Origin of the sequence: Nonomuraea ferruginea, assembly GCF_039540635.1 — a bacterium.
Classification (GTDB): Bacteria; Actinomycetota; Actinomycetes; order Streptosporangiales; family Streptosporangiaceae; genus Nonomuraea; species Nonomuraea ferruginea.
Genome location: NZ_BAABFD010000001.1, coordinates 488,427 through 514,245, shown reverse-complemented (window position 1 = coordinate 514,245; position 25,819 = coordinate 488,427). Strand labels below are relative to the sequence as shown.

The window sequence follows — 25,819 nt, the reverse complement described above, 5'->3', positions numbered from 1 at the left end:
GCGTAGGCCGTCCGCCCTAGGGACCTGCCTGGCCGGGGCCGCCGAGGTTGCGTTCGGCCCACCGGCCGATGTCGCGGCGCTCGATCGCCGCGGCCATCAGATCGGGGAAGGCGTCGGGGGTGCAGGCGAACGCGGGCACGCCCATCGCCGCCAGCGCCGCCGCGTTCTCGTGGTCGTAGAACGGCGCGCCCTCGTCGGACAGGGCCAGCAGCACGATCACCTGGACGCCGGCCTGGGTCATCGCGGCCACCCGGCGCAGCATCTCCCGCCGGATGCCGCCCTCGTACAGGTCGCTGATCAGCACGAAGATCGAGTCGGCCGGCCGGGTGATGAGGCCCTGGGAGTAGGCGATGGCCCTGTTGATGTCGGTGCCGCCGCCGAGCTGGGTGCCGAACAGCAGCTCCACCGGGTCGTGCAGCTGGTCGGTCAGGTCGGCCACGGACGTGTCGAAGACCACCAGCGACGTCTTGAGCGAGCGCATCGAGGCCAGGACGGCGCCGAACACGCTGGAGTAGACCACCGAGGCCGCCATCGACCCGCTCTGGTCGATGGCCAGCACCACCTCGCGCTGGACCGCCCGCTGCCTGCGCGCGTAGCCGACGAGCCGCGACGGGACGACGGTCTCGCGCTCCGGCAGGTAGTTCTTCAGATTGGCGCGGATCGTGCGGTCCCAGTCGATGTCGGCCGCGCGCCTGGGGCGGTGGTTCCTGGCGCTGCGGTCGAGCGCGCCGGTGACGGCCGCCCTGGTCTTCTGGGCGAGCCGTCTCTCCAGCTCGGCCACCACCGCGCGGACCACCGCCCTGGCGGACTCGCGGGCCTGGTCGGGCATCACCCTGTTGAGCGACAGCAGCGTGCCCACCAGGTGGACGTCGGGCTCGACGGCGTCCAGCATCTCCGGCTCCAGGAGCAGGCGGGTGAGGTCGAGCCGCTCGATCGCGTCCTTCTGCATCACCTGGACGACCGTGGCGGGGAAGTAGGTCCTGATGTCGCCCAGCCAGCGGGCCACCCGCGGCGCCGACGCGCCCAGCCCGCCTTCGCGCCCGCCCGCCTTGCCGCCCCCGCCGCCCTGCCCGTAGAGGGCGGCCAGCGCCGCGTCCATCCCCGCGTCGGCGCCCCGCAGGCCGTGGCCGGTGCCGTCGGCGTCGCCGCCGCCGAGCACCAGCCGCCACCGGCGCAGCCGCTCGTCCTGGTCAGCCATGCGCACTCCCCAAGATCTCCAGCACGGTGCGCGCGGCCGCTCCCGCGCGCCGCTCGTCCAGCTCCGGCTCCGCGGCCTCCGCCGCGCGCCCGCCCTGCCGCACGCGCTCCCCCACCGCTCTCCTCTCGGGTACGGCGAAGCTGCCGAAGGTACGCCGCAGCAGGGGCAGCACCTCGACGAACTGCTCGGCACCGAGCCCCGTGAGCCACTCGTCGACCAGCCCGAACAGGCGCGGATCGTGCACCAGCAGCAGGCCGCCGCCGGACAGGAACCCCTCGACCCAGGCGGCCGTCCTGGCGGGCGACTCGCCGCGCGACGCGGCCCTGGCCATCCGGTCGCCGGCGTCGTCGATCTCCCCGGCGTCGAGCAGGATCCGGGTCAGCCGTCCCTCGACCAGGCCGTGCAGATCCTGACGCCCGCACAGCCCGAGCAACGTGGCGAGCCACCGCTCACGCGGCGACGCCGCGCCGCCACCGGGCTGCTCCGGCTCCCCCGCGTTCGGGGGCTGATCCAGCCCGCCCGCACTCTCGTCCAGGGGACGATCCGGCCCGCCCGCACCCTCGTCCAGCAGGCCCATGGCCGTGTGCACGGCGTCGACGTGGCCGAGCAGCCCGGCCGCCGCCTCGTCGTCCAGCCGGGTCACCGCGACGGGCAGGCCCACGCAGATCCGGTCGAGCATCGACCGCACGATCACCGTCAGCCCTTCGGCCGAGGTCCCGCGCACGTCGCCGTACCGATGCGCGCGCACCATCGCCGGCAGCGCCGCCATCAGCCGGGTGACGTCGGTGTCGAGCGCCGCCTTGGCGGACAGCGCGGCCAGCACGTCGGGCAGCGCCTCGGGCAGGTCGGCCAGCAGGCACTGCTCCACCAGCCCGGTCAGCTCCGCCAACGACACCCCGCCGGACCCACCGCCCTGCGACACCCCGCCGGACCCACCGCCCTGCGACACCCCGCCGGACCCACCGCCCTGCGACACCCCGCCCGGCCCACCACCGGACCCGGGAGAACCCCCTGCCGTCCCGCCGGGCCCCGGCGAGCCACCGGGCATCGGTCCGGGAACTGGCGTGCCGGTGGCGCGGTCGCGGGCGTGGCGGGTGGCGGCGGTCTCGACCGTGGTGCCGAGAGCCGCCCGCTCGATCAGCGCCAGGTCGAACTCCGGCTCCCACCGCAGCCGCCACGTCTCCCTGAACGTGCCCTTGCCCCGTGCCTCCCCCGGCTCCCCCCAGCCGACCCCGAGCAGCCGCAGCCGGTGCAGCAGATGGCTGCGCGCCAGGTCGAGCGGCTTGCGCAGGTCGAGATCGAGCTCACGGTCGAGGGCCTCGGGCTTGAGCCGCACCTTGCGCTGCTGGTCGCGCAGGTCACGCTGGAGCGGCACCATCGGCGTGCCGTCGGTGACCAGCCCCAGCCGGTCGCCGACGACCAGCCGCCGGTGGATCAGCTCGACGGCCAGGTCGTCGCCCTCGCACAGCACCGCCCGGGCCGCCTCGGTCACCTCGCCCAGCCCCGCCAGCGGCCGGCCGCGCAGCGCCGCCAGCCCGTGGGCGAGCCGCGACGCCTCGATCACGTGCGCCGGCGACACCGCCAGCCCTTCGTCGCGCAGCACCCCCGCCGCCCCGGTCAGCCACCGCTCGATCGGCCGGTCGGGGGCCGTGAACAGGTGGTCGTACCAGCCGGGCGAGGTGATGCCCGCCCCGTAGCCGCTCCACCAGGCCAGCCGCCCGTACGTCCACGGCACCCAGGTCAGCTCCGCCTTCACCCTGGGCATCCCGCGCAGCACCGCGTTGTCGTCCTTGACCGGCGGCAGCGGCCCGGACAGCGCTGGGACGTGCCAGGCCCCGCAGATCACGGCGATCCGCCCGTGCCCTTCCTTGATCGCCGCACGCAGGGTCTTGCGCATGTACGCCTCGCGCCTGGCCTCCCGCCCGGCCGGCACGTACCCTTCCCGGACGGCGGCCACGGCCTCGGCGATCACCTCGAACGGCGTGTCGCCCCGGTGCTCGACCACGTCCTCCCACCACCGCTCCGGGTCGTCGTATCCGGCGGCGTGGGCCAGCGCCCCGATGGGATCGAGCCGCGTCGTCTCCTCCGCGGACTCCGGAGCGGGCTCGGCGGGCTCACGGGGCTCCGCGAGGGTGTGGGCGGCGGGAAGGTCGCAGAAGCGGACCGGGACGCCCGCCCCGACCCCGTACAGGATCGCCTGCCATTCCGGGGAGAAGCGGGCGAACGGCCAGAAGGCGGCGCTGGACGCGCTGCCGGGGACGTGGGCCAGCAGCGCGACCGGCGGCTCCAGGTCAGGGGCGAGGCGGACGAGGGAGTCGGCCTCCGGCGGGCCCTCGACGAGGATGACGTCGGGGCGCAGGCGTTCGAGCTCGGCCCGGACGGCGCGGGCCGAGCCGGGGCCGTGGTGGCGGACGCCCAGGACGGAGACGCCGCTCATGAGACCTCGCGGCAGGCGCGGTAGAAGTCGCGCCAGTCGGACCGCTCGCGCACGACCGTCTCCAGGTACTCGCGCCACACCACCCGGTCGGACACCGGCTCCTGAACCACCGCGCCGACGATGCCGGCGGCCACGTCGGCGGGCCGCAGCACGCCGTCGCCGAAGTGGGCGGCCAGGGCGATGCCGCTGGTCAGCACCGAGATCGCCTCGGCGGTGGACAGCGTGGCGCTGGGCGACTTGACCTTGGTGCGGCCGTCCTCGGTCAGGCCGGCGCGCAGCTCGCGGAAGACGGTCACGACGCGGCGGATCTCGGACAGCGCGGTCGCCGTCTCGGGCAGCTCCAGCGAGCGGCCGAGCTGGGCGACGCGGCGGGCGACGATGTCGACCTCCTCCTCGGCCGTGGCGGGCACCGGCAGCACGACCGTGTTGAAGCGGCGGCGCAGCGCGCTGGACAGCTCGTTGACGCCGCGGTCGCGGTCGTTGGCGGTGGCGATGACGTTGAAGCCGCGTTCGGCCTGCACCTCGCGGTTGAGCTCCGGGATGGGCAGCGTCTTCTCCGACAGCACGGTGATCAGCGCGTCCTGCACGTCGGACGGCATGCGGGTGAGCTCCTCGACCCTGGCCACCCGCCCCTCGGCCATCGCCCGCATCACCGGGGACGGCGTCAGCGCGTCCAGGGACGGGCCCTCGGCCAGCAGCCGCGCGTAGTTCCACCCGTACCGGATGGCCTCCTCGGCGGTGCCGGCGGTGCCCTGGACGAGCAGCGTCGAGTCGCCGCTGACGGCGGCGGCGAGGTGCTCCGACAGCCAGGTCTTGGCGGTGCCGGGCACGCCGAGCAGCAGCAGCGCCCGGTCGGTCGCCAGGGTGGCGACGGCGACCTCGACGATGCGGCGGGCGCCGACGTACTTGGGGGTGACGCGGTCGCCGTCGCCGAGGATGTAGGTGGTGACCGCCCACGGCGAGAGCTTCCAGCCGGGCGGGCGCGCCCGGTCGTCCTCCTTGGCGAGCAGGGCCAGCTCGTCGGCGTACTGGTCTTCCGCGTGGGGACGCAGAACGGTCATGACAACTCCTTGAACATGTCGGCGCGGAAGCGCAGCGAGGCGGCCACCCGCTGGACGGCCGGCGCGGGCGAGTAGCTCTCGGCCAGCGGGGCCAGGCCGGGGTCGAGGCGTTCGCCGGCCAGCCGGACCAGCTCGTCGAGGTTCCACGGCTGGCTGGCGGCCACCTTGACGATCTTGTGCAGGACGGCCGAGGCGAGCGGCTCCCGCCAGTAGGGCGACACCCCGCCGAGCACCATGATCAGCTGGCTGTCGAGGTCGTGGCCCAAGGTGAACCCGGCGGCGAGCTCCTGCTGCTCGTCAGGGCCGAGCGCCTCCAGCAGGTCGGCGATCGGATCCCAGGCGAACATCGCCCGCGCCCACGCCGGGTCGCGCTGCAGCACCGCGGCGCGCACCCAACCGGCCTTCACCTCGCCGTCCCACTCGGGGATGCGGCGGGCGAGCAGGCTCTCGGGCGGCTCGCCCCACATCGTCAGCGGCGCGCGGGCGATCACCTGCTGCAGCCACCAGGCCCGCTCGCCGAACCCGCGCGGCGGCTTGGCCCTGATGCCGTCGCGCTCCATCACGCCGTCGCAGCCCGCGGGCGGCTCGACGAGGATCGCGGCGGGCGTGACGGTCAGGCAGGCGCGGGCACGTTCGGCCATCCGCCGCGACAGCCGGGACCCCGGCAGGCGGGTGAGCAGGTTGGCGGCCTCCTGGCGCACCTCGCGCCGCCGGTCGTCGAGCGCCGACTCCAGGAACGGCTCGTCGTCCATGGACAGCCCGTCGGCCAGCATCTCCGTGAACGCGGCCCGGTCGTCGGGCGTCTCGCGCTCCCACGTGGTCTCCAGCAGCCGCCGTGCCCCGGCGGGGTCCTGCTTCCTGAGCCGCCGCAGGTGGGCGCGCCGGTCCGCGGCGCTGCCCAGCTCCCACGTCTCGCCGGTCGGCTCGTCCAGGAGGTAGGCCCACGCGGGGTTGCGCGCGGCGAGCCACCGGCCGCGCCGTCCGGCGATCACCCCGAGGTGGGCACGCACGGATCGGTCCCACCGGCCGCGTTCGAGCAGCTCGGGCAGCACATAAGGGGGCACCCTGCGGCCCGTCGCGGCGGCGACGGCCAGCCATTCGGGCAGCAGCCTCTCGTGCTCGCCGCCCACGATGCGCGCCAGCCGCTCGGCGGCGCGCCTGCCGACCGGCTCCTGCTCCTCCCCGGGCGCGGCCTCCTCGCCCTCGGGCTCCACGGGCCGCCGCCCGGCGCGCCGCCGCACCGTCTCGACGGCGGCGGCGCCGAGCAGGTCTCCGGGGTACGGTCTGCGGTCGGTCCCGACGAGGGCCGTCGAGGCCAGCTCCTCCCAGTCGTTCGCCGTCGCCCGGAGGGCCGCCGAAGAGTCGCCGGTCTTCACAGGATCACCACCGTCCCGTCCTCGTCCCAGGTCGTCAGGGGGCGCAGGCCGCGCGGCGTCCACTCGGCGGCCACCGTCACCGGCCGCCCGCCGGACACGGCGAGCAGCCGCCACACCCCGCGCCACGAGGCCAGCAGCGGGAACCCGGCCAGCGTGGCCTCCCCCGGCACCACACCGGTCAGCACCAGCGGCCACGACTCGGTCCACGGGTCGGCGGCCAGCGCCGCGGCGACCTCCCCCATCGCGTCGTCTGCACTCATCCCCGGCACGACCCCGCCCGCTTCCGAAGAAGCCCCGTGCGCATCCCCCGCAGACGACCCCGTCTCAGCGCCCGATCCGCCCGTCAGAGGCGCCTCTGGGGCGTCGGCGCGCACGCCCGTACGAGGAGAGCCGGCTCCCGAAAGGGACGGCGACGCATGCCCCGCGAGCGTTCCCGAAGGAGCCGAGGGCTGCGGCGCGTGTTCTGCGACGGCTTCCCGAAGGGCGGGTGGGTGGCGGTGGGCGACGAGGGCGCGGAGGGGGGCGGCGCCGGGGTAGAAGGCGAGGTCGGCGTCGATGGCGGTGCCCGTCACCAGGGAGGCGTCGAGGGGCTGGCCGGAGGGGGCGAAGGACAGGATGAGCGCGGCGCGGCCGGTCGAGCGGCCGCGCAGCCAGACGCGGCGGGCCGTGAGCCGGTCCTGCTCCTCGTCGCGCCGGCCGAGGACGTCCCATCGGTCGCGCACCACCGGACGGGCCAGCACCTCCTCCCGGGTGACCGGGAACCCGACCCGCATCAGCACCGTCTCGGCCAGCTCCGGTGGCAGCTCGGCGCGCCTGCGGTAGGCGACGGCGAGGAGGTGGAGCAGGGCGTGCTCCTCCAGCAGCCGGCCCGGCCACTCGTCCTCGTCCCTGACCCGGGCGAGCCTGGTCACCATGCCCGCCGCCCCCGGCGCCTGGGCGTCGATGAGCCGTTTGGCCAGACCTTCCCAGTCGTGCGGCGCGGCCGCGGCCAGGCCCTGGCGGATCTGGTCGGCCAGCCACCGCTCCAGCTCCGCCAGCCCGGCCGCGACCCGCCCGTGCCGCAACGACTCGCCGTTGCGGGGCGGTGGGGACGGCGCGGCCTCGGGGCGGGCGGCCGAGCGGACGGCGCGGGCCTCGCGCTGGGCCAGCCACTCCCCCGCCCACGCGGGCAGCCCGTCCGCATGCGGGACGCCGTCAGAGGACCACAGGAGCAGCAGCCCCAGGGCGTGCTTGCAGGGGAACTTGCGGCTCGGGCAGCTGCACCGGTAGGCGGGCTCGCCCAGGTCGACGCAGGCCTGGTAGGGCGTGGCGCCGCTGCCCTCGCACTCGCCGAACAGGACCTCGCCCGTCAGGCCGCGCACCGGCCACCTGCCCGGCGCGGCGACCCCCTGGGCAGCCTTCCGTGAGGACGCGTCGGGGGCGAGGGAGAGGACCTGATCACGGCTCCACCGTTCGATCACTCGCCGCACATTAGCCAGGCCGACCGACATTCCGCGACCGTGCGAAGACGATCGACCGCGCCCCCGTAAAATCTGCCGGATGGAGCTGATGATCTATCCGGACGGGCCGGTGTTCGAGGTGGCCGGCGAGGAGGATGCGCTGGCGCGGGGGCTGGAGGGGCAGCTCGTGCTCGACGGGACGCGGTTCCTGCGGCGGGACGTGACCGGGGCGCCGGTGGGGTTCGAGCCGCGGCCGCCGGTCGCGCGGGCGCTCGACCTGCTGCCGCATCCTGAGGGTGGGTGGTTCAGGGAGACGTGGCGGGCCGGGGTGACGTTCCGGCCCGACGGGTACGAGGGCGCCCGGGCCTCCGCGACCGGGATCTACTTCCTGTTGCGGCCGGGCGAGGAGTCGGTGCCGCACATGGTGCGCTCCGACGAGGTGTGGCTGTGGCACCGGGGCGGTCCGCTGCGGCTGACGATCGGCGACGAGAGCGTGATCCTGGGGCCGGACGTCGAGCGCGGGCAGGTGCCGCAGGCCGTGGTGCCCGGCGGCGTGTGGCAGTCGGCCAGGCCCGCGGAAGACCGGGAGGTCCTGGTCAGTTGCGTGGTGTCGCCGGGATTCGACTTCGCCGACTTCACGGCGCTGCCGCCGGGCCGTCGGTGACCACCAGGTCGCGCGGCACCTGGCCGGCCGAGCCGAGGCCGCACAGGGTGAGCGCGTTGGCCAGTTCGGCGCGGAGCAGCGCCAGCACGTGAGCGACGCCGTCGGCGCCCGCCACCGACAGCCCCCACACCACGGGCCGGCCGATCGCGACGGCGCGGGCGCCCAGGGCGAGCGCCTTGACGACGTCGGTGCCGCGCCGCACGCCGCCGTCCAGCAGGACGGGCACGCGGCCGTCCACCGCGTCGGCGACCGCCGGGAGGCGGTCGATGGTGGCGGCGGCGGAGTCGAGCTGGCGTCCGCCGTGGTTGGACACGATGATCGCGTCGGCGCCGTGCGCGACCGCCAGGGCAGCGTCGGCCGGGTGCAGGATGCCTTTCAGGACGATCGGCAACGAGGTGGTCCTGCGCAGCCGGTCCACGTGCTCCCACGAGATCTCCGGTGAGAGCGTCACCTGCCGGATGTCACCGTCGCCGCCCAGGTTGGGGCACGACAGTCCCGCCGGCAGTTCCAGCAGCGCGCTCCTGGCCCGCTCCCCTGTCCGCAGCGCCGGTGAGTCGACGGTGATCACCAGCGCCCGGCATCCCGCCGCCTCCGCCCGCCGCACCAGGTGCTCGGTGTAGCCGGGGTCCGGCTGCAGGTAGAACTGGAACCAGAGCTCGGCGCCGGTGGCCGCCACCTCCTCCATCGCCACCGTCGACAGCATCGCGGTGATCATGATGCCCCCGGCTGCGGCGACCGCCCGCCCGGTGGCCAGCTCCCCTTCCGGGTGCGCCAGCCGGTGGAAGGCGGTGGGCGCCACCAGCACCGGCATCGACGCCGTCCGTCCCAGGATCGTGACGTCCAGCGCGGGCTCGCCGGCGCCGGTCAGCACCCGGGGCACCAGCATCAGCCGCCGGAACGCCGCCTCGTTGGCACGCAGCGTCACCTCGTCCTGGGCTCCGCCGGCGAAATAGTCGTAGAGATCGGGGTCTAATCTGTCCTTGGCCGCTTGCTCGTACTCGCGCAGGTTGACCGGATCCATGCGCTCAATGTGCCCGTACGATGCCGGGGCTGGCAATCGTGGCTTGCAGGACGTACGCTCCAGTAGCGCTGAGTCACATCGTTGACGCGCAGCGGCGAGATTAACGGGACTCGGCGCATGTTGGCGTTGTTTCTTGGGTACTGCCTGGATTCATTGCATTGTGCAATGGTGAGCTCAAGGGTGAAATGTCACACTTTAGGAGGGCGGAGACATGCAGCCCGGCTTCTCCTGGATCATCACCCCCAACGGCGGCGCCGCCGTCCTCAGCCTGTCGGGTGAGCTCGACATCGCTACGGCGGCCGAGTGCGGCCGCTGCATGGCCGAGGCCATCGCGAGCACCGAGCCCGCGAAGGTCGTCGTCGACATGAAAGGCGTCGAGTTCTGCGACTCGTCGGGGCTCAGCGTCCTGATCGCGGCGGCGAGCGGGGCCGAGGCGTCCGGCGGCGTCCTGGTCCTCTGCGAGCTCCATCCCCGCGTCCAGCGGGTGCTCGACGTCACGGGCCTGACCAAGCGGTTCAGGTCGTACGGCACGGTCCAGGAGGCGATCGCCGCCCTGCCCAAACCGATCACGTCCTAGCCCTCGGGCCAGCCCAGCGGGTGCGGGCCCTCCCCGGGAGGCTCACCGGCCGCCGTGTTGAAGGCGTTCATGGCCGCGACCAGCGCGCGGCACTGCTCCGGCGACATGCGCGCCACGATCGTGCCGATCTCGGCGCGGCGGCGGGCGGTCACCTCGTCCACGACGTGCAGGCCTTCCGGGGTGAGCCGCATCAGGCTCTCCCTGCGGTTGAGCGGGTTGACCTCGCGCACGATCAGGTCGGCGGCGGCCAGCCGGTCGGCCATCCGCATGGCCGTGGAGGGGTTGACGCTCAGCAGGTCGGCCATCGTGACGAGCTTGGTCTCCCCCTGGGTGGCCAGCACCACCAGCATCCTGAACTGCGACAGCGTGACCCGGTCCGCCACCGCGCCGAGCGAGCGGGCGGCGATGCCGACGAGCAGGCGGGTGCCCGTCAGCACCGCCGAGATCACCGCGGAGAGATCGTCCGCCCGCTCTGGCATAGCCCTCTTTGTACACGCTTCACATCACGGGCTGCCGAATGATGCGATATTTCACACAAGGCTGCGCTGGTGGCGGTAGGTCCTGCGGAACGTGTGCCGCTTCTTCCCCGAGCGGAAGGCCGCCGACCCGGTGACCAGGCCGCGCCCGGGAACCCGGAAGGTCGCGCTGGTCTCCTCGCCCGGCAGCAGCTCGGCCACCTCCTTGCGGGCCGTCACCTTGCCCCCGCGCGGCAGGGTCAGCCCGAGCCGCACCTTGCGCCACGTGACGGCCGAGCCGTTGACGAGCGTCACGGTGACGCGGTCGCCCGAGGCCGTCACCCTGAGCCCGTACGGGCGGCGCGGGTCGGGGCCGATCGACCGGTCGAGCAGGTCCATCAGCTCGGAGACCACGTCCGGCCTGATGGCGGCCAGGTCCTTCCGCTCGCCGAGGTCGTCGTCGAGGTCGTACAGCTCGATCCTGCCGTCGGGGCCCGCGCCCTCGACGCCGGGCGCGAACCTGATCGCCTTCCAGCGGCCTCGGCGGATCGCCTGCGCCTTGCGCGGCCGGTTCCAGATCAGGTGGTCGTGGTCGGGCCCGGCACCGCCGCTGAGCATGCCGCGGAACGAGCGGCCGTCGATCCCGTCGGGCACCGGCACCCCTGCCAGGTCGGCCAGCGTCGGCATCAGGTCCCAGTAGGCCACCGGCCGCGTCTCCACCCGGGAGCGCATCTTCGGCGACCAGGCGATCAGCGGCACCCGGATGCCGCCCTCGTACAGATCGCGCTTGTCGGCGCGGAACGGGCCGTTGGAGTCGAACAGCCGGGGCGTCACGCCCTTCTCACGGTGCGGGCCGTTGTCGCTCATGAACAGCACGATCGTGTCGTCGGCGACCCCGGCCTCGCGCAGCGCGCCCACGAGCTCGCCCACGTACGAGTCGAGCAGCGTGACCTGGGCGGCGTGGCGCCGGTTGGCGCGGCTCCACGGCTTGTCCTTGTAGCGGCCGGCGTTGCCGGGGACCTCGCTCGGCGAGTGCGGCAGGTTCGTCGGGAAGAAGAGCAGGAACGGCCGGTCGGACGGCTTCTTGATGAAGTCGACGGCCTGCCGCAGGAACAGGTCGGGCGCGTACTTCTTCCCGGTGATCGCCACCTTGCCGCCGTTGCGCCACAGGTAGCTGGGGAAGTACTGGTGGGCGTGGCGGTGGCTGATGTAGCCGAAGAACTCGTCGAAGCCGCGCTCGTTCGGATGCGACGGCTGGCCGGGCAGCTCGGGGCCGAACCCCCACTTGCCGATGCACGCCGTGCGGTAGCCGGCCAGCTGGAGCAGCTCGGCGAAGGTCAGGTCGCCCTCCCGCAGCGCGCGCTGGGGGCCGCCCTCCGGGTTCTCCCGTACGGTGGAGTGGCCGGCGTGCAGACCGGTGAGCAGCGAGCAGCGCGACGGCGCGCACAGCGGCGCCCCCGCGTAGGCGGCCTCGAACCGCACCCCGTCGGCCGCCAGCCGGTCGATGTTCGGCGTGACGATCTTCTTCTGCCCGTTGATGCCGATCTCACCCCACCCCAGGTCGTCGGCGAGGATGACCAGGAAGTTGGGCCGGGAGACGAGCGCGGCCTGCGCCGGCGACGCGGCGGCGGGGACGGACAGGCCGGCCAGCGCACCCGCCAGGAGGGTGCGACGTGAGGGAGCGGGGATCATGCAGGACACCTTTGGTGCAGTGTGAGATCGGGGTGCGAACCACGGGAGAACGGCAAGCGAACTCTGCCGGAGCCGGATAACGAAATGGCCGCGCTCGTCAGCAGTAGTCCCAGAGCCTGCAGATCTCCTCGAGCTCGGGAGGCAGCTCGTCGTTTGGGGGCAACGGGCGGCCAGCGACGACCGTACCGCTCTTGATCTTGTCGCGCCAGTCGCCCACCCCTTTCTGGAACGTCCCGTGATCCTTGTCTCCATAGTTGAGCATTCCGGGCTCCCAGGACACGCCGAGGAAGGCGCAGAGGTCCTTCAGCGTCCCTTCCGGCTCTGCTACCAGGTCCTCGTAGCGCAGGGTGTGGCCCTCCACCTGGGTGCGGGCCTCCTGGAGGTAGTTCATGTACGCGAGAGTCCGCGGCACGGCCTCCGCCATGGGCCGCTTGACGGGGTCGGCCTCGTGCCAGGACTGCACGATCGACATCGGGTGCCGCAGCAGGAAGATGAACCTGGCGTCCGGCCAGCACGTCCTGAGGCGCTTCCACACGAACACGTTGCTCGGCGTCTTCTCCACCAGGATCGGTTTGCCGCTGCGCGACAGCTCCCGGTGCAGCAGCCGGTCCCAGACGAGGTGCTCGACGTCCGCGTGCGTGTGGCCGAGCAGGCGCATCGCCTGCCGTACGGGGTCGGTGCCGAACGCCACGGTCATGCGGCGGAAGTGCGTCTCGATGGGCGAGTGGATCTGGCTGTGGGAGTTCAGGATCACCCGCAGCAGGGTCGAGCCGGACCGGACCGACGACAGCAGGAAGACGGGCTCGCGGAGCAGCCGGTCGTGCGCCGGGTCCACCGGCTCGCGCACCACGTCGTCGGGCAGCCGCTGCGTCTCCGGCGCCGGCCTGGGCGCGGGCCTCGGCTCGGGCGCCTTCGCCGCCCGCCGCCTCCCGGCGCGGGTGATCGTGTAACCGGTCAGTCCTTCTAGCGTCGCGTTGGCCCTGTACTTCCAGCTCATGGCCCGTCAACGTACGGGTGACCGGTGAACCCCCGGTTAACCCGCCCTGTGAGGTTCGGCCTGACCTTCCGGGTCCTCCCAGACCGCCAGGGTCCGGGCGGGTCCGCCTATGCGCTGCCAGGCGCCGGTGTCGCGGGTCCAGCGGAGGATCCGCGAACGATCCCGGGTCAGGACGTACACCGCCCGGCCGCCCACCCGCGTCTCCGCGCCCGCCGGGCCGATGTCCTGCCAGACCCCCGGTCCCGGCTCCGGCAGGACGCGCAGCCGCGCGCCCGGCGGGTCGGTGGAGAACAGGCCCGCGGCGCCTCCGTACAGCTCGCCCGCGGGGCCCGCCGCGTGGACCCATCGCCGCCGTGACGCCGGCGGCTCCCCCTCGGTCCAGCGGTTCACCGCGCCGCGATCCGGGGTGAGGCCGTACAGGCCCTGGCCGGTGACCGCGAACGAGGCGCCCTCGGTTCCGGCGAAGTCCCAGTGGCCGGGTCTGCCCCGGTAGAACCAGATCCAGCCGGTGCCTGGGGCGACGGCGAACAGGCCTCGCGTGCCGCCGTACAGGCGTGTCGCCGGCGCGCCGATCCAGGTCCAGGAGGTGCCCTTCCCGTCCCAGACGTGGACGGACTGGCGGTCCGCGGCCAGCCGGTGCAACCGTGGACCGGCTACGGCGAAGTCGGCGCCCGGCTCGCTGATGGGTGACCAGACGCCGGGACTCCCGCCGTACACGTAGAGCCGGTCGTCCATGCCCGTCGCGAACAGGCCCGCGGGACCGGCCCAGAGGCGTTTCGCGGCGTCCCCGATCTTCGTCCACTCCTCGCCGCCGTCCCACCGGAAGACGCCCCGGCCGCCCGGCCCGACGGAGAACACCCCGGCGCCCGAGGCAGGCTGGGCCGTCACGACGCCGCTCGCCGGGACGCCGGGCGCGCTCGGCGGCTCCCACCCGGCCAGGGCGACGAGCACGGCGAGCACCACGATCCCGGCGACGCCGATGAACAGCAGAGGACGCCGCCTACGCCGTCCCACCGGCACCCCACCGGACGCCGCCACGGGAACGATCGGCTCGACGGGCGCGGGTGAGGCGGGGGGCGGAGCCAGTTCGGCGGATGTGGGAGGGCCGGCGGGCAGGGCTGGCTCGGCAGACGTGGGATGGCCGGCGGACAGGGCCGCCTCGACGGACGAGGGAGAGGCGGGGGGCGGTTCCGTGAGGGCGGTGGAGGGCTGGGGAGTTGTGGCGAGGGCTGCCGCGTGCAGGCGCTCGGCGGTCTCCAGGCGCGTCCGGCGGGTGCGCTCGTCTGGAGTGCGGTCGCGTACCAGCCGCCGCAGCAACTCCAGCGGGATGATCTTCTCACCGGAACGGTACTCACCCCAGAGCGTCTTGCTCACGTGGTAACGCCCGGCCAGCTCGCGGAGAGTCGTCCCGCCGGTGAGCCCGAGCAGGAACTCCGCCAGCGCGTTGGCCTGCTCCGTGCTTCCTCTCGGCCGGCCCTGGGGTCTGCCCGCCCTGCGTTCCATCGCGACCGCCCCCTTCCCACCCCCTCTCCGATGATCATCTGACGAGAACCGGTTTGTCCACGGACAACTCGTTGTCCGCACTTCACGCCGGACGGTTCCGGACAATCGCTCCGCCCCGCACTCTCGTGATCACCGTCCACGACTCGGGAGGACATCTCATGATGAGCAGAACCACGGCAGGACTCGTCTCGGCGGCCCTGCTCGCCACCGCCCTGACCGCCTCACCGGCCGCCGCGCACGGCGGGCACACCCCCGAGCAGGTGTGCGGTCCCGGCTTCGGGAAGGTGGCGAACGGCACCCGGCCGGTGACCGACCGCGAGGGCGTCGTCTGGGCCCACGTCCACCTGCTCTACAGCGCGCGTACGGGAGAGAACTGCGTCGTCACCATCAAGTCGAGGCACGCGGGAGTGCCCACCTGGACCACCGCCACCCTCTGGGTCGAGACCCCCGACCGGACCTACCAGGACAAGAGTGACTACAAGTACTACGCGGGACCGGTGAAGGCCTACGCCAAGGACAAGTGCGTCGCCTTCGAGGGGACGACGCGGACCGGCAGGACCGGCCGGCACGTGTTCTTCGACGACCGGGCCACCGGCGGCTCCGACGGCTACGGCAACTGCGGCGCCCGGGCCAAGCGCCGGGGCGGCGGCTGACCCGCCGCCGGCTACGGCCGCACCGAAAGGGCGTGGCGGAAGACGTCGCGGGGGTCGTAGCGGCGCTTGACCCGCTGGAGGCGGGCGTAGTTCCCGTCGTAGTAGATCGTGGACCAGGGGACGCCGGAGGTGTTCCAGGCCGGGTCGGCGTGGTCGCTGTCGGGGTAGTTGATGTAGGCGCCGCCGCAGTTGCCGCCGGGGACCGGGACACCGCCGGTGCGCGCGAACGTGTCCCTGTGCAGGCCGCGCACCCACGCCACGCGGGCGTCGCCGTCCTGGCCCTCGTCCCAGGTGACGAGGTGCAGCGCCTTGAGCACCGACCGGCGTTCCGCGGTGGCGGTGGCCTCCGGCGGCACGGTGTTGACCTTCCCGCCGTACGACAGCAGCCAGAGCATGCCCTGGGAGGAGATCTCGCCCGGTTCGCCGAGATGGTCGTAGGCCACGTCGGCCTGCTCGTCGGTGAACCGCTCCCGCAGGTAGGCCGACTTGCCCTTGTACCGGCCCCGTTCGGCGTCCGCGCCGAGTGAGAGCTCCCGTACGGCCTCGTACCAGGGCTGGCGGACCAGCGGCGGGACGTACTGCGGCGGCGCGACCCCGTCGGCGACGAACGCGAAGTGGTCGCGCAGCAGCTTCTCGGCGCCGGGCAGGTCGCCGTCGATCTGGGTGGGCATGATCATCCCGCCCGGGTCGTCGCCCGCCTGCCTGCCGGGGATCATCAGGGAGCCCCACAGCGACAGGTTCGGGCTGCCGGGCTCGCTGTTGCGTACGTGCCAGTCGGCGTAGTTGCGCAGCAGCCTGCGGAACGAGGCGCGGTCCATCCCCTGCCACGACCAGATCGCCACTCCGGACAGGACGGTGCGGGGCGGCCTGGGCAGCAGCTGGGCCGGGTCGTTCCCGCGGGCGCGCGGGTCGCGCATCCAGTAACGGGTGACGACGCCGAAGTTGCCTCCGCCGCCGCCGGTGTGCGCCCACCACAGGTCGTGGTGCGGATCGCCGGGGTCCCGGGTGGCGACGACGGCGCGGGCGCGGCCGTCCCGGTCGACGACCACGACCTCGACGGCGTGCAGGTGGTCGACGGTCAGCCCGTCGCGGCGGGACAGCGGCCCGTACCCACCGCCCGCGATGTGCCCCCCGGCGGCCACGCCCCCGCATTGGCCGCCGGGGATTGTGACGCCCCAGCCCAGGTAGAGCGTCCGGTACGCGTCCATCAGCGTGGCTCCGGCCTCGATGACGAACGCGCCGCGCCTGGCGTCGAAGTACACGCCGGACATCTCACACAGGTCGATGACGACCTCGGTGCCGTCGCCGACGAAGTTCTCGTAGCAGTGGCCGCCGCTGCGCACGGCGATCCTGCGGCCGGCCCGCACCGCCTCCTGCACCGCCTTGACGACCTGCTCGGTGGAGCCGGCCAGGTGGAAGTACTCGGGCTCGTGCCGGAAGCGCAGGTTGGTCCTGCGGACCGCCAGGTACTCGTAGCGCGGGTCCCCCGGCCGCACCACGACGGGTCCTGACAGCGGTGCCTCCCGGGCGGGCGGCGCGACCCCGCCGGCCGCCGCCACGCCCCCGGCCGCAGCCCCGGCCCCGATGAACAGCCGCCGCGTGATCTCGCTCATGACCGGTCCCCCGTCTCGTCGAAGCCCTCGCTGACGACGCTAGGGATCGCGGCCCGCCCCGTGAATGGATTCAGGTGCACGACGGGGGTGGAGATGGCTCCACCCCTTGATCTCGGAGGGTCCAGCGGGTATGGTTTCGGCGTCCTTGTCGCCGACCCCTGAGGTGATCCTGTTGGAGATCTGAGGCCGAGACGCCGCGCCATTTCGCTGTGCGCATGCCCGACCTCAGACGATCGCCTCTCTTTCGGCCATCTCCTTTCCGGTCTTCCCGGTCTGCGCGCGCGGTGTCTCCACGTGTCCCGAAATTTCTAGACACGTCAGGGAGCCGCCCTTATGTCTTTTTCCATCGTCTGTGACGCCATCTCGTTCGAGTGGACCGACGGCACGCCCGTCCTGTCGGACCTCGACGTCGCCTTCGGCCCCGGCCGCACCGGCCTGATGGGCGTCAACGGGTCGGGCAAGTCGACCCTCCTCCGGCTGATCGCCGGCGAACTGCGCCCGTCCTCGGGCACGATCAGCGTGGCCGGCGAGATCGGTTACCTCCCGCAGAACCTCCCGCTGGCCACCGGTAGCACGGTCGCCGACCTGCTCGGCATCACCGCGCAGCGGGCCGCCCTGCACGCCATCGAGAACGGGGACGTCGCCGCCGAGCACTTCACCGTGATCGGCGACGACTGGGACGTCGAGGAGCGCGCCCGCGCCGAACTCGACCGGCTCGGCCTCGGCCACCTGGACCTGGACCGCACCGCCGCCACGCTGTCCGGCGGCGAGGTGGTCATGACCGGGCTGGCCGCGCTCCTCGTACGCCGCCCCGAGGTGCTGCTGCTCGACGAGCCCACCAACAACCTGGACCTGGACGCGCGCCGCCGGCTCTACGCCGCCGTCCGCTCCTGGTCCGGGGTGCTGGTGGTCGTCAGCCACGACCGTGCCCTGCTCGACCTCGTGGACCAGGTGGCCGACCTGCGGGACGGCGCCGTACGGATGTTCGGCGGCAACCTCACCGCGTACGAGGAGGCGCTGGAGACCGAGCAGGAGGCCGCCGAGCGCACGGTCCGCGCGGCCGAGGGCGACGTCCGGCGGCAGAGACGCGAGCTGGAGGAGGCGCAGACCAAGCTGGACAGGAGGGCCCGGTACGGCAACAAGATGAACGCGACCAAACGCGAGCCCAAGATCGTCATGGGCGGCCGCAAGCGGGCGGCGCAGGTCTCGGCGGGCAAGCACCGCACGATGCACGCGGAGAAGCTGGACCAGGCCCGCGACCGCCTCACCGAGGCCGAGCAGGCGCTGCGCGAGGACGACGAGATCAGGGTCACCCTGCCGGAGACGGCGGTCCCGGCCGGCCGCACGGTGCTCACCCTGCCGGACCTGACGGGCCTGTACGAGCTGCGCGGCGGGCCTGAGGAGGACGGCGAGCCGATCGCGGAGCTGGTCGTCCGCGGCCCTGAGCGGATCGCCCTGGTCGGCCCGAACGGGTCCGGCAAGACGACCCTGCTGCGGAGCGTCGCGGACGGCGACCACCCGGTCCCGACCGGCTATCTGCCGCAGCGGCTCGACCTGCTGGACGACTCGCTGAGCGTGCTCGGCAACGTCCGCCGCTTCGCGCCGTCAGCGCCGGTGAACGAGGTGCGGGCGCGGCTGGCGCGCTTCCTGTTCAGGGGCGAGCGGGCGGAGCGGGCGGCGGGCACGCTGTCGGGCGGCGAACGGTTCCGCGCGGTGCTCGCGGCGCTGCTGTCGGCCGAGCCCCCGCCGCACCTGCTCCTCCTGGACGAGCCCACGAACAACCTCGACATGTCCAGCGTCCGCCAGCTCTCCCAGGCGCTGTCGGCCTACCGGGGGGCGCTCATCGTGGTCAGCCACGACCTGCCGTTCCTGGAGACGCTGGGCATCACCCGCTGGCTGCGGAAGGAGCGGTGAACGCCGGGGCCTCGGTGATCATGCATGCGTCCTACGTGCCGGCGAACATGTCGTAGTGGTCCACGGTCAGCTCCTTGTCGACCAGGAAACGCTCGTCCTCGGGGTAGAAGACGGCCACGGACGGGTCCTCACCGGCGAACGCCTTCACCGCCTCCCACGAGTCCCACATGGTGATCAGGAAGAACTCGGTGCGGTCCCCGGCGTCGCGGCGGGTGAAGTAGGCGCCCTTGTTGCCGGGGGTGGCGGTGTACTCGGCGTATCCGGTGCGCATCAGGTAGGCCTCGTAGTCGGCCGCGTCGGCCGCCCGCGTCCAGCCTCTCCAGGTACGGATGATCATAAGCAGCACGCTAGCGCGACCGGCGCACGCCCGTGGCGAACCGGCGGGCCAGAGCCGGTGCTGAAAGTTTCACCCGCACCGCCGCGCGGACGCGACCGCGACGACACCGTCGCTCCCCGTCACGAGGCCCGCGACCGGCCGGTTGATCCGCCGGGCGAGGTCGCCGGGCGGATACGGGCCGCCCGGAAGCCGCGATACGACCACCAGGGCGCCGGTCACCACCCGAAATGGGCCTGTCCGGACCCGCGGTCGTCGTGTGACTCTCGCCCAAGAACCCCCCGCCCCAGCGGCAGTAGGGAGAGATGACTTCTTGAAACCTCACCATGCAAGGCGCGCCCTCGCACTCGGCGCGGCAGCCGCCCTGGCGCTCGGCGTGTCACCCGCCCAGGCGGCGAACGCGGCCAGCGCCTCGGCCCTGAGCTGCACCATCACCATCACCAACCCGACCCAGTTGTACACGACGAACGTGTACGCCTACGTCGAGGTCTCGTGCAACCAGAAGGTCTCGTTCATCGGCGGCTACCTCTCCCTGTACCGGGACGGCACCTTCCTGAACTACGCCGAGATCTACCAGTACAACCTCGCCTACGTCTACAAGCTCAACATGGTGTCCTGCGTGCCGGGGAACTACCACGTCATGGGTTACGGCTTCGCCAACCTGGACGGCGGGGCGCCCGACTTCTCCCAGCGCGTCGCCACTACGCCGATCGCCATCACCTGCACCTGAAGCACCCGAGCCCGTACCGGCTCAGCCGCCGGAGCTCACAGGGGCGGTTCGGAGCCGGTCCGGCCAGACCATGGCGTGCGCGAACAGAGCCGCCCCACCTGCTGCTCACCTCACGGGCCACGTCAAGGCGTACGTGGACGATGTCGTATCTGTACTCGCCACGCGGACGTGATCTGAAACTCCTGGCCGAGGCGTGAGCAACAAATCGCTGACGAGGGCAGACATCAGCGCGCACCCTGCGCCCGCACGACACCCGCCGTACCGTGCACGGTTGGGGGTCAGTCGAGATGACTGTCGCCGAGCGACGTCAAGCGGGCGGCCGCGTCGGGGTCCGCCTGGCCGATGCGGTCCAGCAGGCGGTGCAGGAGGCCGCGGAGGGTCTCGAACTCCTCGGGACTGGTCAGTTCGGCCCACCGCTGTTCGATCCTGTCTCCCATGCCCGCCGCCAGCGGCCGTACCGCCCTTCCCCGTTCCGTGAGGACGATCAACCGTGACCGGCCATCGCGGGGATTCGTGCGGCGTTCCAGATAACCGGCACGTTCGAGCTGGTCGACCGACTGTGCCATGGTCTGCTTGCGCACGCCGGCCTGGACGGCGAGCTCGCGTATCGCTATTCCCTCGGGCGGGACGAACGGGAAGACCTTGGCATCCCCCGAGCGAATGTCGCCGAAGCCCGCCTCTGCGAGGGACGCCTCGATGTCATGGGCGTATTCGCGGTGGAGGAGGCGCAGGAGGAGGGCGAGCCGCAGGCGCTTGGCGGACGGATCTCGGCTCATATTGACAGCCACCTGTCTAGTTCTAGTATGGTCAGGTACCTGTCTAGTATGCCATCTTCGCAGAGAGACCTGCCATGCCCGCTGCCCATGTTCTTGATTCCACGATCTTCTACCGGGAGGCCGGCGCGGGGACGCCGATGGTCTTCCTGCACGGCAACCCCACCTCGTCCTACCTGTGGCGGCACATCTTGCCCACCGTCAGCCAGTACGGCCGGTGCCTGGCACCCGACCTCGTCGGCATGGGTGAGTCGGGCAAGCCCGACATCGCCTACACCTTCCACGATCACGCCCGCTACCTCGACGCGTGGTTCGACGCGCTCGGTCTCGATCAGGTCGTGCTGGTCGGTCACGACTGGGGCGGCGCCCTGGCCTTCGACTGGGCCGCCCGCAATCCCGGACGGGTCCGGGGCATCGCGTTCACTGAGACGATCATCAGGCCGATGTCCTGGGCAGACTTCCCCACCGGTGCCCGCCCGCTGTTCGAGTCCATGCGCACGCCCGGTGTGGGCGAGGCCATGGTCCTGGACCAGAACGCGTTCATCGAAAAGGCGCTTCCTGCCACCATCGCCGGCGGGCTGAGCGAGGAGGACCACGAGGTCTACCGCCGCCCCTACCCGACCAGGCAGAGCCGGCTGCCGCTGCTGCAGTGGCCGCGGGCGATGCCCCTGGAGGGGGAGCCGGCCGACGTCGTGGCCAGGGTCGCCGCCTACGACGAGTGGCTGGCCGACAGCGCGGAGGTGCCCAAGCTCCTGCTCACCTTCGAGCCCGGACCGGGCACGATGACGGGTAAGGAGACCATCGACTGGTGCGCCGCCCACGTGTCCGCCCTGGAGATCGTGACGCACGGGCCCGCCGGCCATCACACCCCCGAGGACCAGCCCGAGGCCATCGCCGCCTCGCTGCTCGCCTGGCTGGTCAAGCACAACCTGCGCGGCGAGGGCTGAGCACGATGCGAGCGATCAGGCAGCACGCGTTCGGCGGCCCCGGGGAACTCCGGTTGGAGGAGGTGCCCGATCCCCATCCCTCCGACGGCGAGGTGCGGATCCGGGTCGAGTCGGCCGGTGTTCATCTCCTGGACACGGTGATCCGCCAAGGAGGAGGCGGGCCGCGGGTCGCGCCCCGCCTGCCCATGACTCCGGGCCGGGAGGTCGCCGGACTCGTCGACGAGATAGGCTCCGGCGCGGACGCGCACCTCATCGGCCGCCGCGTCGTCGCCGATCTCGGCTTGGCCAGTGGCGGGTACGCCGAGCTCGCGCTGGCCCCGTCGGCGGCCCTCCACGTCCTGCCTGACGACGTCGACGCCGACTCCGCCGTGGCCATGATCGGCACCGGCCGGACGACCATGGCGATCCTCGAACTCGCGAGCCCGGTCGCCGGCGACGTCGTCCTGGTCACCGCAGCCGCCGGAGGAATCGGAACCCTGCTGCTCCAGGCAGCGTTGGCCGTCGGCGCGACGGTCGTCGGCGTCGCGGGCGGCCCCGACAAGGTGGCGCTCATCCGCGGGCTGGGCGCCGACTACGCCATCGACTACAACCGGCCCGGCTGGCCCGACGCTGTGCGCGAGGCGTTGGCGGGCAGGCCGGTGACGCTGGTCCTCGACGGAGTCGGGAGCCAGATCGGCCGGGACGCGCTGGAACTGCTCGAGGTGGCCGGACGCCTGGTGATGTTCGGTTCCGCTTCGGGATCCCTGACCGAGTTGTCGGCCCACGACCTGTTCGCCCGAGGGATCAGCGCCGCCTCCGCCGTCGGGGCCCGAATCCTTCAGCGCCCAGGAGGCACCCGGGCGTTGGAGCTCAGCGCCATGGAAGCGCTGATCAGCAAGCGACTCATCCCCGTGATCGGCCGGCGGTTCGCCCTGGCGGACGCCGCCGCCGCGCACCTCGCTCTGCAATCGCGCGCCACCACCGGAAAGACGGTCCTGCGACCGTGACCCCTCTTCCCACGAAAGGGACCCTTGTGCTCCACCGCATCCTTCTCGCGGCCACCGCGGCCGGCCTGCTGGCTGGTCTGGTGACCGCTGCCCCTGCCGGCGCCGACACGTCCACGCCCACCGCGCGCTGCCGGGACGTCACCGTACCCGTGTCGATCGCCGCTGGGCAGCCACGGAGCTATCACATCTGGGGGCGACTGTGCACGCCTGCGGGCCGTGCCGCCTCAACGGTCCAGGTCCTGATCCATGGCCTGAACTACAGCCATGTCTACTGGGATTTCCCCTTCCGCGCCCACCGGTACTCCTACGTCAAGCGGGCGAACCAGACCGGTTACGCGACGTTCAACCTGGACCGCATCGGAGTCGGACGCAGTTCACACCCGGCGAGCAAGGAGGTGACGTTGCAGTCCAACGCGCTGACCATCGCACAGGTGGTGGCGGCGCTGCGGACGGGCAAGGTGGGCCCTCGGGCGTTCGCCGATGTGGTGCTCGTCGGGCACTCTTTCGGCTCTGAAGTGGCGAAGTTCGCCGCGTCGCGCTTCCAGGCCGCGGACGCGCTGATCCTGACGGGCAACGCGCACCGTGTGTCGCCGAGCGGTGCGGAGCTTGCCGGACGGTACGGCCAGCCGGTGAGCGAGGTTCCACGGTTGGCCGCGCAGGTTCCTCCGGGTGACGACGGCTACGTGACGGTCAAGGACGAGCAGCGGCCCGCGGTCATGTACTACGTGCCGGGCGCCGACCCTCAGGTCATCGCGCGCGACAGCGCCGGGAAAGAAACGAATACGATGAGCGAGATCTTCTCGCTCGGCGATGCCGGCGCACCCGGCGTGACAGAGGCGATTCGCGTGCCGGTGCTGTTCGTCGTCGGCAACCGGGACCGGCTGGTCTGCGCCGCCGACGCCAACGACTGCACCTCGCCGGCTGCTCTCGCGGCGGACGAACGGCCGCTCTACCCGGCCGCGCCCCGAGTGGATGCCGTGGTGCTGGACGACGTCGGCCACGCGATCAACCTGCACCGTCGCGCTCCTGCTGCCTACGCCAACGTACTGAACTGGCTCGACCGGAGTATGTGAACAACGGATCCCGGCAGCGACGGCGCAGGAAGCTCAAGGCGGCGGCGCAGTTCCAGGTTCTCCCCTTGAGCCACCTCCAATGCTCTGCTCTTCCTCAAGCTCGCGCGAGAGCACTCTCACGGCAGCCGAGGACGAGACACCGGGCTCGGCGAGCCTTGTCGGTCGGCTGCTGCTGTTCGCGCAACAGCCGATTGCCTCAGATGCCCGGGCAGGCTGTTCACTGCGTCGCGCCGTGGAGCTGGGCGTGAACCACATCGACACGGCGGGCTTCTACGGCCGGGGCGCGGTGCGGGCCAACGAACTGATCCGTACGGCCTTGACCCCCTACCGTGACGACCTGGTGATCGCCACGAAGGTCGGGCCGCTGCGCGGACCCAACGGTGTGCCGAGCGAGCAGGCGACGCCTGATCAGTTGCGCGGCCCGGTCGAGGCGGATCTGCGCTCTCTCGGCCTGGACCGGCTCGAGCTGGCATATCTGCGGGTCGGCGGGATGGGCGAGTCGATCGCCGAACGGTTCGCGGTAGTGGCCGAGCTCCGCGCGGAAGGGCTGCTCCGGCACCTGGGCGTCAGCGACGTTGACGCCGCGCAGTTCGCCGAAGCTCAGGCGATCGCGCCCGTCGCGGCGGTGCAGAACCGGCACACCGGTGACACCGCGCTTGGGAGGTTGTCCCTCGTGGGTTGGGGATTTTCCGGGGAGATGATTGTCTGTCCGGAGAAGCTACGAGGAGGGCACCCGTGACCCGTCAGATTGTTTCCGTCGTGGGTGGCAAAGATGCCGCCGGCTCGGACACGTACACGTCTGCCAACCCCGCGCGGCTCGACGAGGCGGTGGCCCGGGTGGGGCTGGCCGACGCCGGCACGTTCGCCGCCGCCTGCCGTACCGCCAAGGACGCCCAGCGGGAGTGGGCGAAGGTGCCGGCTCCGGTGCGCGGCCGGGTGATCGCGTCGATCGGCCGGCTGGTGGAGGCCAACGCGGAGAGCCTGGCCGCGCTGGTGACCGAGGAGATCGGCAAGCCGTACGCGGAGGCGCTCGGCGAGGTGCGGGAGATCGTCGACACGTGCGACTTCTTCCTGGGCGAGGGGCGCAGGCTGTACGGCCAGACGGTCCCGTCGGAGATGCCGGACAAGAATCTGTTCACCTTCCGCAACCCGGTCGGCGTGGCCACGGTGATCACGGCGGGCAACTTCCCGGTGGCGGTCCCGTCGTGGTACCTGGTGCCGGCCCTGCTGTGCGGCAACGCGGTGGTGTGGAAGCCGGCCGAGTACGCCGCCGCGTCGGCGCACGCGATGTACCGGCTGTTCGCGGCCGCCGGGCTCCCCGACGGCGTGCTGAACGTGGTCTTCGCCGACGGCGCGCAGACCTTCGAGGGCCTGGAGCGGGCGCTCACCGAGAGCACGGTCGACAAGATCGGGTTCACCGGTTCGAGCGAGGTCGGCAGGAAGATCGGCGAGCTGGCGGGACGTCACCTGCAGTCGCCCTGCCTGGAGCTGGGCGGCAAGAACCCGATGGTGATCATGCCGGACGCCGACCTGGACCTGGCGGTGGAGGGCGCGCTGTTCGCCGGGTTCGGCACGGCCGGCCAGCGCTGCACGAGCCTGGGCACGGCCATCGTGCACGAGAGCGTCCACCAGGACTTCACCGACCGTTTCGTACGGGCGCTGAAGGCGGCCCGCGTCGGCGACCCGCGCGAGGACGTGCTGGCGGGCCCGCTGCTCGACCGGAAGTTCGCCGACCGGTACGAGGAGTACCTGACTTGGATCCAGCCCCACCACCGGGTCGTCTCGGGCCCGACGGGGCGGATCACCGAGGACAACCCGCGCGACGGCTTCACCGGCGAGGGCGGGCTCTACTACCACCCGGTGGTGGTCGACGGGGTCCGGCCGGACGACCGGATCTTCCTGGAGGAGACGTTCGGCCCGATCGTCGGCGTCACCACGTTCTCGACCATGGCCGAGGCGGTCGAGCTGGCCAACCGGCCGGGATACGGCCTGTCCAGCTCGATCTACACGACGAACCCGAAGCACGCGTTCGCCTTCCGCGAGGGCGTCTCGGCGGGCATGGTCAGCATCAACAACTCCACCTCCGGGGCCGAGGCGCACCTGCCGTTCGGCGGCAACGGCAAGTCGGGCAACGGCAGCCGCCAGTCGGGGATGTGGGTGCTCGACCAGTTCACCCGCTGGCAGTCGATGAACTGGGATCACTCCGGCCGCCTGCAGAAGGCGCAGATGGACGTGGCGGAGATTACTCCCGATCACGGGTTCCGGCTCTAGTTCCTTCATACCGGGTGTAAAAGAAGCCACCCCGCCGAGAAGGGGGCCCTTCCCGGCGGGTGATGGCCGTGTCACGATGACGGCGCCTTCGATCACGGGGAGAAG

General features: G+C 72.4%; 23 protein-coding genes. 10 read left to right on the top strand and 13 right to left on the bottom strand.

The window, feature by feature from the left end; genetic code table 11:
- Positions 1 to 16: 16 nt before the first annotated feature.
- Genes ABD999_RS02265 through ABD999_RS02245 form a run of 5 tightly spaced genes read right to left on the bottom strand, consistent with a single transcriptional unit; the run spans position 17 to position 7,532 of the window.
- Complete coding sequence (locus ABD999_RS02265; protein WP_345482529.1) at positions 17 to 1,198, bottom strand: VWA domain-containing protein; 1,182 nt, start codon at positions 1,196 to 1,198, stop codon at positions 17 to 19.
- Positions 1,191 to 3,635, bottom strand: a complete 2,445-nt coding sequence (locus ABD999_RS02260; RefSeq protein WP_271280465.1) for a DUF5682 family protein — start codon at positions 3,633 to 3,635, stop codon at positions 1,191 to 1,193. The genes ABD999_RS02265 and ABD999_RS02260 overlap by 8 nt, the downstream gene beginning before the upstream one ends.
- Positions 3,632 to 4,696 (bottom strand): ATP-binding protein, encoded by a 1,065-nt coding sequence (locus tag ABD999_RS02255; protein WP_148030534.1) that lies wholly within the window; start codon positions 4,694 to 4,696, stop codon positions 3,632 to 3,634. The genes ABD999_RS02260 and ABD999_RS02255 overlap by 4 nt, the downstream gene beginning before the upstream one ends.
- Positions 4,693 to 6,072: a DUF5691 domain-containing protein gene (locus ABD999_RS02250; RefSeq protein WP_345482528.1), complete on the bottom strand. Its 1,380-nt coding sequence runs from the start codon at positions 6,070 to 6,072 to the stop codon at positions 4,693 to 4,695. The genes ABD999_RS02255 and ABD999_RS02250 overlap by 4 nt, the downstream gene beginning before the upstream one ends.
- On the bottom strand, positions 6,069 to 7,532 hold the full coding sequence (locus ABD999_RS02245) for an SWIM zinc finger family protein (RefSeq protein ID WP_271280544.1): 1,464 nt from the start codon (positions 7,530 to 7,532) through the stop codon (positions 6,069 to 6,071). The genes ABD999_RS02250 and ABD999_RS02245 overlap by 4 nt, the downstream gene beginning before the upstream one ends.
- Positions 7,533 to 7,611: 79 nt before the next feature.
- Here ABD999_RS02245 and ABD999_RS02240 point away from each other — a divergent pair, with 79 nt between their 5' ends.
- Positions 7,612 to 8,175 (top strand): cupin domain-containing protein, encoded by a 564-nt coding sequence (locus ABD999_RS02240; protein ID WP_271280545.1) that lies wholly within the window; start codon positions 7,612 to 7,614, stop codon positions 8,173 to 8,175.
- Here ABD999_RS02240 and ABD999_RS02235 read toward each other — a convergent pair.
- The gene (locus ABD999_RS02235; protein WP_345482527.1) at positions 8,147 to 9,196 is read right to left on the bottom strand and encodes an alpha-hydroxy acid oxidase; all 1,050 of its coding nucleotides are present in this window, start codon (positions 9,194 to 9,196) and stop codon (positions 8,147 to 8,149) included. The two genes, ABD999_RS02240 and ABD999_RS02235, sit on opposite strands and share 29 nt — an antisense overlap.
- A 211-nt stretch (positions 9,197 to 9,407) precedes the next feature.
- Here ABD999_RS02235 and ABD999_RS02230 point away from each other — a divergent pair, with 211 nt between their 5' ends.
- Positions 9,408 to 9,773: an anti-sigma factor antagonist gene (locus ABD999_RS02230; RefSeq protein ID WP_148030531.1), complete on the top strand. Its 366-nt coding sequence runs from the start codon at positions 9,408 to 9,410 to the stop codon at positions 9,771 to 9,773.
- Here the strand turns inward: ABD999_RS02230 and ABD999_RS02225 are convergent.
- The 4 genes from ABD999_RS02225 to ABD999_RS02210 form a co-directional block, all read right to left on the bottom strand.
- On the bottom strand, positions 9,770 to 10,252 hold the full coding sequence (locus ABD999_RS02225; RefSeq protein ID WP_271274871.1) for a MarR family winged helix-turn-helix transcriptional regulator: 483 nt from the start codon (positions 10,250 to 10,252) through the stop codon (positions 9,770 to 9,772). The genes ABD999_RS02230 and ABD999_RS02225 overlap by 4 nt on opposite strands.
- 51 nt (positions 10,253 to 10,303) lie before the next feature.
- Positions 10,304 to 11,920, bottom strand: a complete 1,617-nt coding sequence (locus ABD999_RS02220; RefSeq protein ID WP_271274872.1) for a sulfatase-like hydrolase/transferase — start codon at positions 11,918 to 11,920, stop codon at positions 10,304 to 10,306.
- A gap of 97 nt (positions 11,921 to 12,017) precedes the next feature.
- Entirely contained in the window at positions 12,018 to 12,917 is a 900-nt protein-coding gene (locus ABD999_RS02215) for a sulfotransferase family protein (protein WP_271274873.1), read from the bottom strand.
- A gap of 36 nt (positions 12,918 to 12,953) precedes the next feature.
- Positions 12,954 to 14,420: a hypothetical protein gene (locus ABD999_RS02210; protein WP_271274874.1), complete on the bottom strand. Its 1,467-nt coding sequence runs from the start codon at positions 14,418 to 14,420 to the stop codon at positions 12,954 to 12,956.
- Between the two features lie 158 nt (positions 14,421 to 14,578).
- On the opposite strand from ABD999_RS02210, the gene ABD999_RS02205 reads away from it, so the two are divergent.
- On the top strand, positions 14,579 to 15,073 hold the full coding sequence (locus ABD999_RS02205; protein WP_271274875.1) for a hypothetical protein: 495 nt from the start codon (positions 14,579 to 14,581) through the stop codon (positions 15,071 to 15,073).
- An 11-nt stretch (positions 15,074 to 15,084) separates the two neighbouring features.
- Here ABD999_RS02205 and ABD999_RS02200 read toward each other — a convergent pair whose 3' ends face one another.
- Complete coding sequence (locus ABD999_RS02200; protein ID WP_271274876.1) at positions 15,085 to 16,686, bottom strand: FAD-binding oxidoreductase; 1,602 nt, start codon at positions 16,684 to 16,686, stop codon at positions 15,085 to 15,087.
- Between the two features lie 333 nt (positions 16,687 to 17,019).
- Between ABD999_RS02200 and ABD999_RS02195 the strand changes: the two genes are divergently transcribed.
- Positions 17,020 to 18,600 carry an ABC-F family ATP-binding cassette domain-containing protein gene (locus ABD999_RS02195; protein ID WP_271274877.1) on the top strand — a complete coding sequence of 527 codons (1,581 nt, stop codon included), beginning with the start codon at positions 17,020 to 17,022 and terminating at the stop codon, positions 18,598 to 18,600.
- A 31-nt stretch (positions 18,601 to 18,631) separates the two neighbouring features.
- Here the strand turns inward: ABD999_RS02195 and ABD999_RS02190 are convergent, their stop codons facing one another.
- Positions 18,632 to 18,937: a hypothetical protein gene (locus ABD999_RS02190; protein WP_148030523.1), complete on the bottom strand. Its 306-nt coding sequence runs from the start codon at positions 18,935 to 18,937 to the stop codon at positions 18,632 to 18,634.
- A gap of 310 nt (positions 18,938 to 19,247) precedes the next feature.
- On the opposite strand from ABD999_RS02190, the gene ABD999_RS02185 reads away from it, so the two are divergent.
- Positions 19,248 to 19,664: a hypothetical protein gene (locus ABD999_RS02185; RefSeq protein ID WP_271274878.1), complete on the top strand. Its 417-nt coding sequence runs from the start codon at positions 19,248 to 19,250 to the stop codon at positions 19,662 to 19,664.
- Positions 19,665 to 19,942: 278 nt separating this feature from the next.
- Here ABD999_RS02185 and ABD999_RS02180 read toward each other — a convergent pair whose 3' ends face one another.
- Positions 19,943 to 20,440: a MarR family winged helix-turn-helix transcriptional regulator gene (locus ABD999_RS02180; protein ID WP_271274879.1), complete on the bottom strand. Its 498-nt coding sequence runs from the start codon at positions 20,438 to 20,440 to the stop codon at positions 19,943 to 19,945.
- Between the two features lie 74 nt (positions 20,441 to 20,514).
- Between ABD999_RS02180 and ABD999_RS02175 the strand changes: the two genes are divergently transcribed.
- The 5 genes from ABD999_RS02175 (at position 20,515) to ABD999_RS02155 (ending at position 25,714) form a co-directional block, all read left to right on the top strand.
- Positions 20,515 to 21,384, top strand: coding sequence for a haloalkane dehalogenase (locus tag ABD999_RS02175; RefSeq protein WP_271274880.1), 870 nt, complete (start codon positions 20,515 to 20,517; stop codon positions 21,382 to 21,384).
- A gap of 5 nt (positions 21,385 to 21,389) precedes the next feature.
- Entirely contained in the window at positions 21,390 to 22,370 is a 981-nt protein-coding gene (locus ABD999_RS02170) for a zinc-binding dehydrogenase (RefSeq protein WP_271274881.1), read from the top strand.
- Between the two features lie 26 nt (positions 22,371 to 22,396).
- Positions 22,397 to 23,443 (top strand): alpha/beta hydrolase, encoded by a 1,047-nt coding sequence (locus tag ABD999_RS02165; protein WP_271274882.1) that lies wholly within the window; start codon positions 22,397 to 22,399, stop codon positions 23,441 to 23,443.
- A gap of 79 nt (positions 23,444 to 23,522) precedes the next feature.
- The gene (locus ABD999_RS02160) at positions 23,523 to 24,182 is read left to right on the top strand and encodes an aldo/keto reductase (RefSeq protein WP_271274883.1); all 660 of its coding nucleotides are present in this window, start codon (positions 23,523 to 23,525) and stop codon (positions 24,180 to 24,182) included.
- A gap of 20 nt (positions 24,183 to 24,202) precedes the next feature.
- Positions 24,203 to 25,714: an aldehyde dehydrogenase family protein gene (locus ABD999_RS02155; protein WP_271274884.1), complete on the top strand. Its 1,512-nt coding sequence runs from the start codon at positions 24,203 to 24,205 to the stop codon at positions 25,712 to 25,714.
- Positions 25,715 to 25,819 lie beyond the last annotated feature (105 nt).